14 protein-coding genes, 1 pseudogene and 2 riboswitches are annotated in these 15558 nt (G+C 44.4%); of the genes and pseudogenes, 1 reads left to right on the forward strand and 14 read right to left on the reverse strand.

The window, feature by feature from the left end; translation table 11 throughout:
- Positions 1–336 precede the first annotated feature (336 nt).
- The 4 genes and pseudogenes from BLW39_RS02175 to BLW39_RS02190 form a co-directional block, all read right to left on the reverse strand.
- A complete protein-coding gene (locus tag BLW39_RS02175; protein WP_059376725.1) occupies positions 337–1863 on the reverse strand; it encodes a PH domain-containing protein in 1527 nt (508 codons plus the stop codon).
- On the reverse strand, positions 1853–2323 hold the full coding sequence (locus BLW39_RS02180) for a PH domain-containing protein (RefSeq protein WP_059376735.1): 471 nt from the start codon (positions 2321–2323) through the stop codon (positions 1853–1855). Before BLW39_RS02180 ends, BLW39_RS02175 begins: the two co-directional genes overlap by 11 nt.
- 91 nt (positions 2324–2414) lie before the next feature.
- Positions 2415–3185: a pyrroline-5-carboxylate reductase family protein gene (locus BLW39_RS02185; RefSeq protein WP_059376743.1), complete on the reverse strand. Its 771-nt coding sequence runs from the start codon at positions 3183–3185 to the stop codon at positions 2415–2417.
- 127 nt (positions 3186–3312) lie between these two features.
- Positions 3313–4639 (reverse strand): annotated as a pseudogene (locus tag BLW39_RS02190) (amino acid permease).
- Positions 4640–4749: 110 nt separating this feature from the next.
- Between BLW39_RS02190 and BLW39_RS02195 the strand changes: the two are divergent.
- Positions 4750–5622, forward strand: coding sequence for a LysR family transcriptional regulator (locus BLW39_RS02195; protein WP_059376745.1), 873 nt, complete (start codon positions 4750–4752; stop codon positions 5620–5622).
- A gap of 42 nt (positions 5623–5664) precedes the next feature.
- Here BLW39_RS02195 and BLW39_RS02200 read toward each other — a convergent pair whose 3' ends face one another.
- The 10 genes from BLW39_RS02200 to BLW39_RS02245 all read right to left on the reverse strand — a co-directional run bounded on the left by BLW39_RS02200 (position 5665) and on the right by BLW39_RS02245 (position 15245).
- On the reverse strand, positions 5665–6333 hold the full coding sequence (locus BLW39_RS02200; RefSeq protein WP_242975630.1) for an energy-coupling factor transporter transmembrane component T family protein: 669 nt from the start codon (positions 6331–6333) through the stop codon (positions 5665–5667).
- A complete protein-coding gene (locus tag BLW39_RS02205) occupies positions 6330–7730 on the reverse strand; it encodes an ATP-binding cassette domain-containing protein (protein ID WP_059376747.1) in 1401 nt (466 codons plus the stop codon). The genes BLW39_RS02200 and BLW39_RS02205 overlap by 4 nt, the downstream gene beginning before the upstream one ends.
- A gap of 11 nt (positions 7731–7741) precedes the next feature.
- On the reverse strand, positions 7742–8299 hold the full coding sequence (locus tag BLW39_RS02210; protein WP_409360002.1) for an ECF transporter S component: 558 nt from the start codon (positions 8297–8299) through the stop codon (positions 7742–7744).
- A gap of 88 nt (positions 8300–8387) precedes the next feature.
- Positions 8388–8477: riboswitch (TPP riboswitch) on the reverse strand.
- Between the two features lie 107 nt (positions 8478–8584).
- On the reverse strand, positions 8585–9925 hold the full coding sequence (locus tag BLW39_RS02215) for an FAD-dependent oxidoreductase (RefSeq protein WP_059376759.1): 1341 nt from the start codon (positions 9923–9925) through the stop codon (positions 8585–8587).
- A 214-nt stretch (positions 9926–10139) separates the two neighbouring features.
- Positions 10140–10430 carry an HU family DNA-binding protein gene (locus tag BLW39_RS02220; RefSeq protein ID WP_409360003.1) on the reverse strand — a complete coding sequence of 97 codons (291 nt, stop codon included), beginning with the start codon at positions 10428–10430 and terminating at the stop codon, positions 10140–10142.
- A gap of 199 nt (positions 10431–10629) precedes the next feature.
- Positions 10630–11940 carry a ribosome biogenesis GTPase Der gene (gene der / locus BLW39_RS02225; RefSeq protein ID WP_059376769.1) on the reverse strand — a complete coding sequence of 437 codons (1311 nt, stop codon included), beginning with the start codon at positions 11938–11940 and terminating at the stop codon, positions 10630–10632.
- Positions 11941–11996: 56 nt separating this feature from the next.
- The gene (gene rpsA, locus BLW39_RS02230) at positions 11997–13187 is read right to left on the reverse strand and encodes a 30S ribosomal protein S1 (protein ID WP_059376774.1); all 1191 of its coding nucleotides are present in this window, start codon (positions 13185–13187) and stop codon (positions 11997–11999) included.
- Positions 13188–13383: 196 nt separating this feature from the next.
- Entirely contained in the window at positions 13384–14061 is a 678-nt protein-coding gene (gene cmk, locus BLW39_RS02235) for a (d)CMP kinase (RefSeq protein ID WP_059376777.1), read from the reverse strand.
- A 21-nt stretch (positions 14062–14082) separates the two neighbouring features.
- Positions 14083–14589 (reverse strand): LysM peptidoglycan-binding domain-containing protein, encoded by a 507-nt coding sequence (locus BLW39_RS02240; protein WP_059376780.1) that lies wholly within the window; start codon positions 14587–14589, stop codon positions 14083–14085.
- 74 nt (positions 14590–14663) lie between these two features.
- The gene (locus BLW39_RS02245) at positions 14664–15245 is read right to left on the reverse strand and encodes an ECF transporter S component (RefSeq protein ID WP_059376783.1); all 582 of its coding nucleotides are present in this window, start codon (positions 15243–15245) and stop codon (positions 14664–14666) included.
- Positions 15246–15320: 75 nt separating this feature from the next.
- Positions 15321–15456, reverse strand: a riboswitch (FMN riboswitch).
- Positions 15457–15558 lie beyond the last annotated feature (102 nt).

A 15558-nucleotide genomic window follows, 5' to 3' on the forward strand; every position in this document is an offset into this window, starting at 1 on the left:
CAAATCAACAAGCAAAAAATTAGTTTTAGTTGCTTGAATTAACTGCATCACCTACGACTTTAGGGCAAGCAATGCATGACAATGTTTTACAATTAGTCGGGAACCTGGCCAGTTCTTCCCGTCTAATTTGATTTTATCTGGTTACCCCATTTATTGTCAAGAAAAATAATTATAAAAAACGCCTTTATATAGGTGTTGTAAACCCTTACATTTTATATTTTATTAACTTATTTTTCTATTAATTTTTGAAGGAATATTTCAACTAAGGCAACCCGCTGCATTACAAAATAAAAAAGACCAACAATAACAATGTTGATCTTCTGCAAAAAAAATTAATTATTGTTGCTTTAGGCGAAACTGCTTATGACTCATTTGCTGGTACCAGTCAAAAATTTCATCGGCCTGTTGTCGCTGTATGTAACGACACTCGATTTTCGTAGTTGAGTCATCGGAACGAACCTCGGCTCGTAAATGAACGCGTTGGTTTCGTTGAGCCAACCACCAGCTTTGCCGTAATTGCAAGGATTGAATCTTATCCCACTCGGCAAAGGTCGTTACTTTTTCATACATCGAACCGTATTGGAGAACCAAACCGCCGTGCCCAAGCAAAGCGACACCAGTATTATGCCCCTTATGCCAACCGGCACCGGCTACCAATAACGATAGCAAAACAGCGACAGTAATCGCCCATCCCGTGTGCACAAAGTATAAAATCCAACCGAGGTAGAGCCACAACAAGACGAGACCGTTGCGGGCCATCGTCAAACTTTGGTAAAGGCTACCGGCAGTCAGCGGTTGCCGATCATCCTTTGGTACAACGGGCAACCAATTCGAAACTAATTCATAGGCCTGTTTCGTTTGAACCAGTGGAATGAGTGTTGGCATCATCCTTGAGGCCTGGTCATCCCCGTTGGCATCCGTGATAATTCGTACCTTCACGGAAACATAGCCCAATAATTGCCGGAAAATATTTTGCCGAAATTGAACTGCCTGAACACGTTTGATGGCGAGATGTAACGTTTTCTTTTGAAACAAACCGCGCTGTATCGTCAAATGCTCGGCATTTTGATTGACCGAAAAGCCAAAGTACAGAACAATAATTCGAATAACGTTGAACACTAGTAAGATGACAACAAACAATAGCACTGCCAATAACAGCAAGAAGAAGCCGATACTAACCGCTTGTGCCGAAAAGCGTTTGGTCAACGCCTTCACCCAATGGCTATCCATATCAACATGGCTAAAAAAGGCGCCAAAGAAAATCAAAAATTGAACGAAAACATCAAAACTGGTCAGCGCGTAGGCAACTAAGGAAGCAACAGAAGCCCGATAGTCATCACGGTGATTGCTAGTAACCGCCGCCGTAGCCGCAGCACTTGCCTCCTCTGACTCAGGCGCTTTCTCACCAGTCTGAGCAGCAGTTAGTAAGTCTTGCAAATTTTGACTGTTATCTTGACGCTTGGCCTCCAGGACCTCTGCCAGCCAACTGGGAACGACCGATAAGGTAATCTGATTATCCTTATCGTTGTGACCACCCGAATCAACCGCAATCGATTCAAGGTGAAATGGTGCCAAAAAGAACCATTGGTTGCGCTGAATATTTTGAATTTTATGGTATGGCAAATGGCGAACACGACGCTCAAGAATCCCCGACCGAAAAATTAACTCATCGTCCGTCAATTCATAGGTTTTGCGCCAAAAAGACAGTAGGACAAAGTCTAAACCGGCCAGTAAAATTGCCAGCCAGGCCCAGAGACTGAACCTCAAAAAAACCGCCGACGAGGCAATCACCCAAAAAAAGGAGCGAATATCATTAAATAGTTCCCCCACTAAGGCAAAGGGGTGCAAATGTCTAGGCGTCATGACGGGCCTCCTTTGCCAATGTCATGACTTGGTCCTTGAAGCTTTCAGCTTCAGCCTCCGTCAAAGCATCAATGCTGTAATCGGATCCACCAGTGACAATGGTGACTTCCTGCAACTTAAAAGCAAGTAGTAATGGCCCCTGATTTAAATTCACATTTTGAATGCGGTCAATTGGAATGGCAATCCACTTACGAAAGAAAAAGCCCTTTTGAATTTCGACATCCATCTCATTGACTGAATAATGGTAAAAGGCATAGCGATAATGAACTAAGCCAAGACCACCAAGTGACAATAAGATAATGGCAGCAAGGATCAACCAAAAAAGACTGGTTGGTATCGTGACCTTGGTAAACTGATTAACCGCCCAGATACCAACAAAGTAAAGTCCCAAGACAATAACAATTGTCATCGCTTCACTCCAGTACCAGACTGATTTCACTTGCTTTGGTAATGCTTTCATTGTGATTCTCCCTCTCTCAATAAAAAACAGGACCCTGGGGTCAATTGGCTCCAAAGTCCTAATCTGACTTCGCTATTATATTTTTTCTGGCTTATTCATCACCAGCTGCTGCCAAAATCGCGGCGTGAACAGCGGCACGGAAACCATGTTGGTCAAGTGCTAAGACACCCTTAATCGTTGTGCCACCTGGTGAGGTAATTTGTCCCTTCAAATCACCAAATGACTTGTCTGATGTCTGTGCCAATTTGGCCGTACCACTAACAACTGAAGCAACTACTGCGGCGGCCGTTTGACGGTCCATTCCTCGCGAAACAGCGGCATCTTCCATGGCATCCATCAAAACATCAATAAAGGCTGGTGAACAACCACCAACTGTTCCAGCAATTGCTAGCTGATCTTCTTTGACGACAACCACATCCCCTAATGTATCCAAGACGGTGCGAATCACCCGCTGGTCTGCTTCCTGAATCGAATCATTATATGACAAAGCCGTTGTCCCAGCATTAATGGCTACCGGAATGTTTGGAATAAAGGTCGTGACCGGGTTCTTAGGAGCTGCCCTGCGCAAATCAGCATTCGTCACACTCGCTGCTGCTGACAAAACAACCACTTTGCTATCCAATCCTGCCTGCACTAAGTCAGCCAAAACCGCGACCACGTACTTTGCTGGTACCGTTAAAATCACCACATCCGGACCTTGCGCCAGCAAATCCTCGTAACGACTGTAGATTGGCACTTGCAACTCGTCGGCCTTTGCCGCATTTGATGAGTAACCCAATACTTCGACGGCTTGTTCTGATCGCGTCAACCCTTGAACAATGGCAGTGCCCATGTGTCCGAGGCCAAATACACCAATTTTCATCCCAAACTCCTTTAAAAATTTATTTCTTCTATTCTAACATAATTCTAACATATTTCAGCAGTCTAACTGATGAACTGACAAAGAAAAAGCACCGCCAAAATAGCGATGCTTTTCTCAAAATCTTAGCTTATTTTTTAATACGGAAAAAGGCAATAATCGTTAACAATACCATCCAAATTAATGATAACAACGTTGTAATTGTTGTTTCATGATTCAACAAAAGAATAATGAAAATCAATGCCAAAAAAGCAATGGTCAAATAATTTGAAAATGGGGCTAACGGTAATTTGAAGCCATGACTCTTTGTGCCATGCGTTTGCTTCTTAAAGCGCAAATGTGTCCACATCAATGCCATATAAATCAGCAAGAAGGCCGCTGAAGCGGTTGATGAAATCAGGGTAAAGGCATCCGTTAGGAACAAGTAGTTCACCACCACGGCCAAGCCAACAATCAAGGTCGAGAGGTTAATCGCTGACTTAGGAATCGCATTTTTGTTCAAACGCTTAAAACGAGACTTTTCGCCGACCAAAGAATACAGCATCCGGCCTGTGGTAAAGAAGGCCGAATTAATTGAAGAAGCAGCCGCTGTCAAAACAACGAAGTTAATCACCGCTGCTGCCGAGCTCACGCCAATCCCGGAAAAGACCTGGACAAAGGGTGAAACACCAGCTTGGTAGTTTGTCCATGGCTGAATAATCATAATCGCTGACAAGGCACCGATATAAAAAATCAAAATCCGGATGACAATTGAATTCACTGCTCGAGGAATCGTTTCCAATGGATCCTTTGTTTCTGCGGCTGTAATCCCGACAAACTCAACCCCTAAAAAGGCGAAGAAGGCCATTTGGAAGGTCGACAACAAGTCCTTACCATGGTTAGCCACCAAGCCGTGTGACCACAACGTTGAAAATTCAGTCACGCCCATTGAAGTCTTGACATGGCCGAAAGCCAAAATCAAACCTGTGACAATCATGGCGACAACTTTAATCATGACAAACCAGAATTCGGCTTCGCCAAAAATTTTCACTGCAATCGTGTTCGTGAAGTACAAAGCCACTAAAAAGGCCAACTCCCAAGGCCAAACTGGCCAAGATGGGAACCAAAACTGCATATAAGTCCCAATCGCCGTTAGCTCCGTCATCGCGATGACAACCCAGCCAATCCAGTAAGTCCAACCCAGCACAAAGCCGGCCCGCTCCCCCAGATACTGGGTCATAAAGTCGATAAAGACAGGCTTGGTATCATCTGAGACCAACAGTTCCCCCGAGGGCGCGCATCATCGCAAAGACAAAGAGCCCAGTAATAATATAAACCAGCAAAATAGCCGGTCCAGCTTTATGAATGGAAGAACCAGCTCCCAAAAAAAGCCCAGTTCCAATCGTCCCACCCAGGGCAATCATTGCCACATGTCGGTGCGACAGTGTTCGAGCAAAGCCCGATTGTTCAGTATTCATTAACAATTTCTCCTTTAAAATCCTACCCTAATAGTCTATACTTAGTCCTAAAGTAAGTAAAACTAAAGTTATTCAATTTAACATAAAAAAAATTCATCAAAGGATCTTTCATGAAAACTTTCACCTATGAAATTTTTACGACCGTGGCCGAACTAAAGTCCTTTCGTAAAGCGGCTGACGCCTTAAACATCACGCCTTCCGCTGTCTCCCACTCCATTTCTCATTTGGAAAATCAATTGGGAATTCCCCTACTCTTGCGCAACCGCTCCGAAATGGTGGTCACGAAAAACGGGGAAATTCTCTTACCAATGATTGAACGCATTTTAAACCAAGAGCGCCAGCTCCTAGTCACCGCCGCCAAAATCCAAGGCTTACAGGGCGGGCAAATTCGGATTGGCGCCATTTCCTCGGTTTGTATCGCTTGGCTGCCAACCATCATCCGCCGCTTTGCCAAAACCTATCCCGACGTTGAAATCACCCTGATTCAGGGATCCTTTGCAGAAATCGAACAGGCCCTATCACTGGGTAAAATCGACCTTGGCTTCTCAGCCCTACCGGCTGAGGACCGACTGGATTCCTTTGACCTGATTGACGATGAAATCAAATGCATTACCGATGCCGACTTTGTTCCCAAAAATGGGCATTCCATCAGCCAGGCAGACTTGACCGACCAGCACTTTATTTTGCAACGGTCGGACTATGATTCCGATACCAAGGCCGCCCTGGACGAATTGCAGGTTAAACCGCAGGCCATTAACTATTCAATCGATGACCAATCAATCTTAGCGATGGTGGAGGCAGGCTTGGGCTGGGGAATCTTGCCGGACTTGGCCTTAACCAAGTTAGCTGGAGATGTCAAAGCTTATCCCTTTGAAAAGCACTACTACCGTCACCTCGGGCTCGTAATCAACCCCTCATCAGCCAAAGACCCCTTTGTAAAGGCGATGAAGCAAGAAATTTTTAATTACCTTGAAATCAACTAAAAAAGCTCCGACAGAAATCTGTCGAAGCTTTTTTCTATACAATTAATAAGTAGATAGCCGTAAAATCACTTGAATCAACAAGACAATTACTGCCATTGTGACCCAACCAGATTTCGACCATGGATATTGCTGGTAGGCCGACCGGTTGGCTCCCTCTTGGAAGCCGTGAGAAGTCATCGCCATCGCTAGGTTTTTCGACCACTTAATCGCATGCACCAGGGCCTTAAAGTACAACGTTGGCTGCCACCAGCGCAATACTTCCCCACGCATCATTCCTGCCGCCTGAATCGAGGCAAAGGCTTGCTTAAAACGTGGCATAAAGTTCAAGGCACCTAAAATTCCATACGTGAAGGTCGCTGACATTTTCAAATTTTGCCGTAATGAAGCCAGCAAAACATAAGGCGTCATACCAATCGTTAACCAGGCCCCCATAAAGATGAAGGCCAGCACACGAGAACCCATTACAAAACCGAAATGAAGGTTTTCAGCCCGACTTCCCTGGCCATAAAGGTAAAAGGACCAAAAGGTTCCCAGCACCGGAATCACAGCTACTAAAAAGTAAAAGCCAATCTTTTTCCAGGACTGCCGCTTCACCAACAAAATAATCAGTGATGTCACCATTAAAATGATGTTTAAGGTGACCGACTTTGTCAAAGAAATTTCCAGGGAAATTAAGAGGGCTAGTAACAACCGTTGTGTCGCATTCATCATACTAGCACCTCCTGCTGGTAGGCCAGCGCCGTTCCTTGGTAGGCAATGTGCTGATCAACGATTTTAACCAAATCCCTGGTTTGATGGGAAACCACCATCACCGTTAGTCCCAAAGTCACTTGCGTTTCCTTAATCAAGCGCAAGACAACCGCGACGGAGGCTTCATCGAGGCCAGCCAGTGGTTCATCTAAGAACAGCACTTTTGGCGCAATGATCAACATTAAGAGCAGCTGTAGCTTCTTTTGTTGGCCACCAGAAAGTGTGTAAACCGAACGGTCGGATAAACCAGTCAGATTCAAGTCAGTCAACCAAGCACTTACCCGGTCTTCAGTCCAATAATCCTGTTGCCGGCTGTTTTTGCGAACTTGGTTTAGCTCTTCTTCAACCGTGATATTAATGAATTGTTCAGACGCTGATTGGAATAACAAGCCAACTTCTTGATAGTAGCGGCGTTTCTTCCAGTTTGACACCTCTTTGTCCTGGTAGACCAAAGACCCTTGGTAGTCATGCAAATGTGCCATGGTTTTAAACAGGGACGACTTTCCGACCCCATTCGGGCCGGTAATCAAGGTTAACTGTCCCTCATAGAGTGACAAAACATCTTGATTTAAAACTAACCGTTCCCCATTTTGTATCCGTAAGTTGTCCATCCGATACAAAGGCATGGAGTCTTGCTGGCTGGCCGTGACAATCACCGTTTGCTTTTGATAATCATACTGAGACCAGTCTGCTTTTGCTACCAGCGCAAGCGCCCCATCGACAACCTGATAAAAGGCCGTAATCTTATCAAAGTAGCCCGCTGGGTCGTGGTCAGCTACCACAATCCCATAGCCTTCCTGGCTTAACTGCTTTAATAAGACCTGCAAATCAACTCGCGATTGTTGGTCAATCGCCGCAAAGGGCTCATCCAACAACAAGAAGTCCGCGCCTAAAGCCAAAATTTCGGCTAAAGCCACCTTTTGCAACTCGCCCCCCGACAAGGTCACAAACGCCCGATCAATAAAATCAGTCAGGCCAACCTTGGCCAAGGACCAAGCAATTTTATCATCAATCTCGCTTGGACTTAATTCCAAGTTTTCCAAGGCAAAGATAAATTCCTCACGGACGGTTGGCATGGCAAATTGGTCGTCCGGATTTTGAAAGAGCAACGCCACTTTCTTAGCCCGGTCATGCGCCGGCATGGCTAAGACATCCGCTTCGTCAATGGTCACTTCACCACTGACTTGGCCACCGTATTGCGGAAACAGGCCAGCCAAGGTTTTTAGCAAAGTTGATTTACCAGAACCAGAAGGTCCCATCAAGAGCGTTAGTTGGCCAGCTACCAGGTCAAAGTTTAGCTGATCAATAATGGCGTGGTCATGGTAGGCTACCGTTAAATTCTTGGCAGTCAATGCCATTGGCTGCCTCCTTAGTCGTTTGACAAGAGCTTTGACCGGTCAAGCAACTTGGTGATCAAGTAAACCAAGACACCGGCAAAGAAGAAAATTGATAGGTAACGAACGATGAACAAGGCAATCAACATGCCAAAGTGGTAATGAGCATAACCAGACTTAATCAAGTCCCAACCGAAAGTCACAACTGTTCCAGTCAAAGTTGATAGCCACAAACCGGCTGACCAGTTCTTATAACCAACCAAGGCAAAACCAAGTTCTGAACCAATTCCTTGGATAAAGCCAGAAAGCAACGTCCCAACTCCGTAAGAACCACCCAAGAACATTTCACCAGCAGCCCCAAGCATTTCACCAATGAAGCCGGCACCAATCTTCTTCAACAAATATGAGGCCAATGGTCCAGCCATCATCCAAACACCCAAAGTAATTTCGTTAGCAAAGTTTTGCAAACCAAAGGCTGCTAAACCTGCTGAGACCAAGTTATAAACTGGATCCATGATCCAGTACACGACTGAAAAAATAATTCCAATCAAGGCCAGTAAAATTACGTTTTGCAATGTCCACTTCTGTTTCATCATTCTCTCCTTTGTCTGGTCTGTATCACTTTGGCCATAAAAAAAGCCATTCGCCAGGAGAGAGTCCAACACGAATGGTCATGCAAAAAAAAAATTGTGTGGATCTTCCTTCGTCGGTCTTAGCCTAACAGGTTCAATGGGTTTAATCTCAACCAAAATGGTACCCCAGATCGCTATATTCAATTTAGTACTCTATTAGCTTACACTGCCATTACAATTTAAGCAAGGATTTTTTAAATAAAAAAACAGATCGAGCAATCTCGACCTGTTAATTTGAACAATTAGTTACTTGTTTGCCTTGGCAACGGCAGCCATTGCAACTGATGAAACGTAGTTGATTGGTTGACCGAAGTTTGGCTGGAAGAAGAAGTCAGTCATTGACAATTGGTCAATGGTCATCTTGTTTTCAATGGCCAATGAAACCACGTTAGCGGCCTGTGAAATGTCATGCTTTGACAAGAAGGCGCCACCAACAATGCGACGAGTTCCCTTTTCCCATGTCAATGAAGCTTGAACAGGTGTCGTTGTCAACATAAAGTCAGGACGGTAATCCTCTGAGATGGTTACTGATTCAGCTTCAACACCCTTACGAGCAGCTGATTGTTCTGTCAAACCAGTTGCGGCATAAGCCAATTCATACAATTCAACAGCTGAGGTAGCCTGTGTTCCTTGATAAGCAACCGTTGGCTTGGCAATGTTCTTACCAACCAAAATTCCTTGACGAACGGCATTGGTTGCCAATGGAATATAGTCCATCTTTTGCGTTGGATTGTAGAAGACTGTGGCTGAATCACCAGCAGCATAAACATCCTTCACTGATGTTTCCATGTATTCGTTAACCTTGATGGCCCCATTTGGCAACATGTCCACTTGGTCCTTAAACAAGGCAGTGTTAGGCAAGAAACCAATTCCCAAGATGGCAATATCAGCTTCGTATTCACCCTTATCAGTTGTGACCTTGATACCGTCAGCAGTATCTTCAAAGCCAGAAACCATCTGACCCAAAGCCAACTTGACACCGTGGTCTTCATAAGCCTTTTGGAAGACTGATGAGAATTCAAAAGCAGTGTTGTTAGCCAAGACACGGTCCAATCCATCAATCAAAGTAACTTCCTTGTCGTTGACTGACAATTGTTCTGCCAATTCGGCTCCAATATAACCGGCACCGATTACGATAATGCGCTTAACTTTTTCAGTAATACCCTTCAAAGCATTGGCGTTGTCCCAAGTCTTTGAATCGTAAACCTTGTCTGAATCAATTCCAGGAATCCGTGGCTTGATGGCCCGTGATCCGGTCGTAATTACGACCTTGTCAAATGTTTCTTCGGATTCAGCCCCTGATTCCAAGTCCTTGATTTTCAAAGTTTTGCCAGCCAAATCAGCGTCTTCTACCAAAGTTGACATGTGCATAGTGATGCCCTGCTTAGCCATTGACTCTGGTGATTCATAAAACATCTTATCTGTTGATGAAACGTTGTCACCAATCCAAAGTGCAATTCCACAAGACAAGAAAGAAACCGTCTTGTTCTTCTCGTATACGTGAACCTCAGCGTCTGGATTGTCCGCCTTAATCTGCTTAGCGGCGAATACACCGGCGTGTGTTGACCCGATAACTGCAACTTTCATTCTGTTGCCTCCTAAATCTAGCTATGTGAAATTTGTAATTTAATCTTAACAAACAAGTTGTAATTTGTCAAATAAAACGCAACATTGGCTGACAAATTTACAAAAAATACAAGAATCCGGCCTGATTATACGAAAAACAAAAAGACAATTTCAAACAAGACTTTTAAGTAACAAAAAAACACACTCTGTCGAGTGTGTTTTTTATAAGGTCTGCTTACTTAACAGCATCCTTCAATGCCTTACCAGGCTTGAATGCAGGAACCTTTGATGCAGGAATTTGGATTTCTTCCTTAGTTTGTGGGTTGCGTCCCTTACGAGCTGCACGTTGGCGAACTTCGAAGTTACCAAAGCCAATCAATTGAACCTTTTCACCCTTCTTCAAGGCGTCTTCAATTGATGACAAAACTGCAGCAACAGCCTTATCAGCATCCTTCTTAGTTAAACCAGTCTTCATTGCAACTGAATCGATCAATTCTTGCTTATTTGCCATTCCTTTTCTCCTCACAAAAAAATAATTTAGAATACTAACAACGTGACAATCGTTGATAGCCTGGGAACGCTACCGAAGCAACTTCCATAAGGATAGAATAGCACAAGTGCCTACAAATGTGTAGTAAAATCCAGGAATAATTGCGATAAATGCCTGTTTCCGGACGTTTCTGGGCTATTTTGCCAAGATTATCCCCACTTTTGCTCTAAAAAGATTACTTTCGTTGCCGAATAATCAACTTGATTGGCGTCCCAGAAAAATCAAAGGCTGAGCGAATTTGGTTTTCTAAGAAACGTTGATACGAGAAATGCATTAATTCAACATCGTTCACAAAGACAACGATGGTTGGTGGTTCAATGGCCACTTGGGTCGCATAATAAACCCGTAAACGGCGCCCATTATCAGATGGTGCTGGATTGGTAGCCAAGGCATCCATCAAAACATCGTTCAACGTTGACGATGAGACCCGCTTTTTGTGATTATCGTTAACCGCCAAAATTAAATCAGGCAAACGGTCTAAGCGCTGTCCAGTCTTAGCTGAAACAAAGACAATTGGTGCATAGTCCAAGAACTTGAATTCATCACGAATCAGGTTCTCAAAGTCCGTCATGGTATGCGTATCCTTTTCAATCGCATCCCACTTATTGACCACAATTACCAGGGCCTTACCAGCCTCATGCGCATAACCGGCCACATGCTTGTCTTGTTCGCGAATTCCGGTTTCTGCGTCCAAAACCATTAAAACAACTTCTGATTCGTCTATGGCCTTCATAGCCCGCATCACGGAATATTTCTCAGTATTCTCATAGACCTTACCACGCTTACGGATTCCGGCCGTATCGACCATCACGAATTCATCACCTTCAGCAGTAATAAAGCGGGTATCGATGGCATCACGCGTTGTTCCCTCGATGTTAGAGACAATCATCCGGTCTTCGCCCAAGATGGCGTTCACGATTGACGACTTTCCAACATTTGGTCGGCCAATAATTGAGAAACGAACCGCATCATCTTCCTGTTCGGCGGCTTCATCTGGGAAGTTCTTGACGATTTCGTCTAAGACATCACCCAAACCAATTCCGTGTGAACCAGAAACTGGGTAAGGATCGCCCATTCCAAGGGCGTAGAAGTCATAGATATCTGCCCGCATTTCTGGGTTATCGACCTTGTTAACGGCCAAAACCACTGGCTTATCAGAGCCATACAAGAGGTTAGCAACCGCTTGGTCATCGGCTGTTAAGCCTTCCCGACCAGAAACAACCATCAAAATAACATCGGCTTCATCAATGGCTAATTCAACTTGCGCACGGATTTCGGTCAAAAATGGGGCATTCCCCATTTCCAATCCACCAGTATCAATAACCCGGAAATCATAATTGAGCCAATCAGCTCGTGCATACAAGCGGTCACGGGTAACCCCTGGCATATCCTCAACAATGGCGATACGATCGCCTACAATGCGGTTAAATAAAGTTGACTTTCCAACATTTGGTCGGCCAACAACGGCTACAATCGGTGCTGCCATCATCCCGCTCCTTTCCAATAAAAAAAGACTGGAAAACCAGCCTTCTTAATTCAATCTTACAACTTGTCGCCGAAGATGTCGCCCAAAGTAGCGGCACCTTCATCGTCTTGTTGGAAGGCTGCCATGTCAGCACGTGAAGCACCACGGTTATCTTCGTGATCTTCATGATGGTTGGCTGGCTTTTCTTCCAAAGCCTTCATTGACAATGAGATACGTTCTTCTGCTGGCTTAACATCCAACACTTGAACCTTCACCTTGTCACCAGACTTCAAAACGTCGGCTGGGTTTTCAACACGCTTGTGTGAAATTTGTGAAACGTGAACCAATCCTTCGATACCAGGGAAGATTTCAACGAATGCTCCAAAGTCCTTGACGCGCTTAACAGTTCCTTCAAGAACTGTACCAGCTGGGGCCTTTTCTGCAACTTCATCCCAAGGACCTGGCTGGGTAGCCTTGATTGAAAGTGAGATACGTCCACGATCAGTATCCAAAGCCAAAATCTTAACGTTAACCTTGTCACCCTTTGACAAAACGTCTGATGGGTTCTTAACACGGTCATGTGAGATTTCAGAAACGTGAACCAATCCGTCCACGCCGCCCAAGTCAACGAAAGCACCGAAGTCAGTCAAACGAGCAACAGTTCCTTCAACAACTTCGCCAACTGCCAAACGGCTGAAGGCTTCTGCCAACTTTTCTGCACGTTCTTGTGCAGCAACGGCCTTACGTGACAAAATCAAACGAGCCTTGGCTGGATCGATTTCAATCACTTCTGCCTTAATGTCTTGACCCTTGAATTGGTTCAAGTCTGAAACGAAGCGTTCTGCAACCATTGATGCAGGTACAAAACCACGGATGCCGGCAACATCAACAATCAAACCACCACGAACGGCGTTGATAACCTTAGCGTCAACAACATCACCTTCGTTAAATGACAATGATTCCCATGCCTTTCGGGCTTCCAAGCGCTTCTTTGACAACAAGTAAGCTACGCCTTCCTTGTCGCTTGTAACGTTTGAAACTACAACAGTTTCAATAGTGTCGCCGACTTTCAAGTCGTCTGCCAAGTTAACGCTACGATCGTCAGAGTACTCACGTGCTGGCACAACTCCTTCTTCACCGGTATGAAGACCGATAACTGCTTGGTTATCGTTGTCGATTGCTAGAACTTCTCCAGTTACGACATCCCCTACCTTAATTTGGTCAGCACTTTCCAGAGCTGCTAATAATTCGCTGTTAGTATCACTCATGACGTCAAACGTCCTCCTACAATTTACACTTATAAGGGTATTTTATCAGAGAAACTAGGATTTTCCTAGCCCCTAAGTTAAAAAACTGAACAAAGTACTGAATAATTTTAATCTAAGCCGAAAAAAACTGTACAAAATCGGTCTACCCTATAAATTCTATTTTAACAGATTTTAATTAAAAAAGAAAAAGACCACCTTACTGGTGATCTTCAATAATTGTTTTAATTGTTGCCACAACCTGATCAATATTTTGACCAGTCGTATCCACAGTGATGGCATCATCCGCCTTGGTCAAGGGTGAAATTTCGCGGTGTGAATCTTTATAATCACGGGCTTCAATTTCTTCCTTCAACGTTTCCAGGTCAACCTTCATGCCCTTTTGTACGTTTTCCTTGTAACGGCGCTCTGCCCGTTCTTCAACCGAAGCAATCAAAAAGATTTTAACTTGGGCGTCAGGCAAAACCGTTGTTCCAATATCACGACCATCCATAATCACTGGCTGCTCAGCAGTCAAGGCCCGCTGACGGTTAACTAAGTCACTCCGCACTGCCGCATAGGATGAGACCAAAGAAACATTATTGGTGATTTCAGTCGAACGGATATCCTCCGTGACCTCTACACCATTTAACAAAACGTGTTGGACAGGTTCGCCCGGCAAGAACTGAATCTTAATTTCAGGTAATAAGGCTGTGATTCCTGCTTCGTCCTCATAAGCTAAACCAGCATTTTTGGCCGCTAAAGTGATAGCACGGTACATCGCACCAGTGTCCACGTAGACATACTTTAAATCTGTTGCCAAAATTTTAGCAATCGTGGACTTTCCTGCCGAGGCAGGGCCATCAATTGCGACTTGAAAATGTGCGGGTTTTACCATGAGGATGAAACTTCCTATTCCTTATTTAATCTTCAACGACTGTCCGGCATACTGTGTATAGTTTTGTGCCGTAACACCCGGATTTAAGTTATAAATCTGGTCGGCAGTAGTGCCATGTGTCACCGCAAAGTTATACAAAGTTTGGCCGGTAGCCAAGACAGCCGTGTTGGCTGATGCAGCTTGTGATGCCGCTTGGTCGTCACTGCTTTGTTGTGCCTGTGACGTTGCTGATTGGCTTTGTGAGCTAGCAGCTGACTGGCTTTGACTCGTTGCCGTTGCCGATGAGCTACTTGATGCTGCTGATGAGGATGATGACGTTGCGCTAGTTGTTGTCTTAGTCATCTTTGGTGCATTTTTCATCAGTCCATATACTGGTGCTGACGCTAACAAGAAAAGCGAAAGTAAGACCAAAATAACCACTAAACCACCGTGATTCTTGGCATTGGTGTTTTTCTTTGGATGTCCCTGCTGTGCCTCTTCAACATGACGTTGACGACGCGACATTGTCGGTACTGCTTGATCATTCATTTTCAAGACCTCCCATTTATTCCTTCATAAATCCAGTCTAACACGGAAGTTCATTTGAAAATGATAACCTTTTCTTAAGAGCGAAAGCTTTTCTTAAAAGGTTTCAAGACAGCAACGACAATTGCCGAGACAACAAACCAAATTACACCTTCAAGCAAGTTGAATGGAACAACCATCCCCCACAAGTATACCTTAATGCCAATGAACTTCGCGATATCAAAGTTAGCAAAGCGGGCATACAGCGGAATTGCCCAAACAATGTTCACTAGGTAGGCCATAATGGTCATTGCAACTGAAGCGACAGCCACCGACACCGTTTGCCACAGCCACTTTGGCCATTTGATTTCAACTTTTTGCATTCCTGCAATGAAAAAGATGAAAGTCAAGCCAATGAGCAAGTTGACTGGCAAACCAATGTAAGTGTTCACTCCTTCGTTAAAGAGCAACAGCTTCAAGACCGTCCGAATCAGCAAGACATAAGTCGCTGAAGACAGGCCCAGCCACTCCAAAGCTAGAAAAGCCGGAACGATTGAAAAATCAATTTTCAAAAACGAGGCGCTTGGGATAATTACTACCTGTGGAAAGATGGTTAAAGCAAATGAAATTGCGCTTAACACAGCAACTAGGGTGAGTTTTTTAGTAGTGTTTCGTGTCATTTTCCACTCCTTTGGCCTAAAAAAAGGCCCTACTTCACCCGGGGTAAAATAAAGGCCAGCTCAAAAAGGACTGTCTTTAAACTTCTTTATACCCGACTTTACGGTCGGCTTTGGATTTTAACCAAATCAACTGCTTGCGCAGGTCGCGGGCTCGTTAGCATCGTGCTACTTCACCGCCGGTTGGGACTTTCACCCGACCCCGAAGTTATTATTTTATTTTGAAACAAGAATTAGTATAGCATAGGTCAAAAAGCTTGCCAATAAAAAAACAAGTAATTGCTTACTTGTTCATTAAAAATTCTTTATTTGAACC

Source organism: Fructobacillus pseudoficulneus, assembly GCF_900108455.1.
GTDB lineage: Bacteria > Bacillota > Bacilli > Lactobacillales > Lactobacillaceae > Fructobacillus > Fructobacillus pseudoficulneus.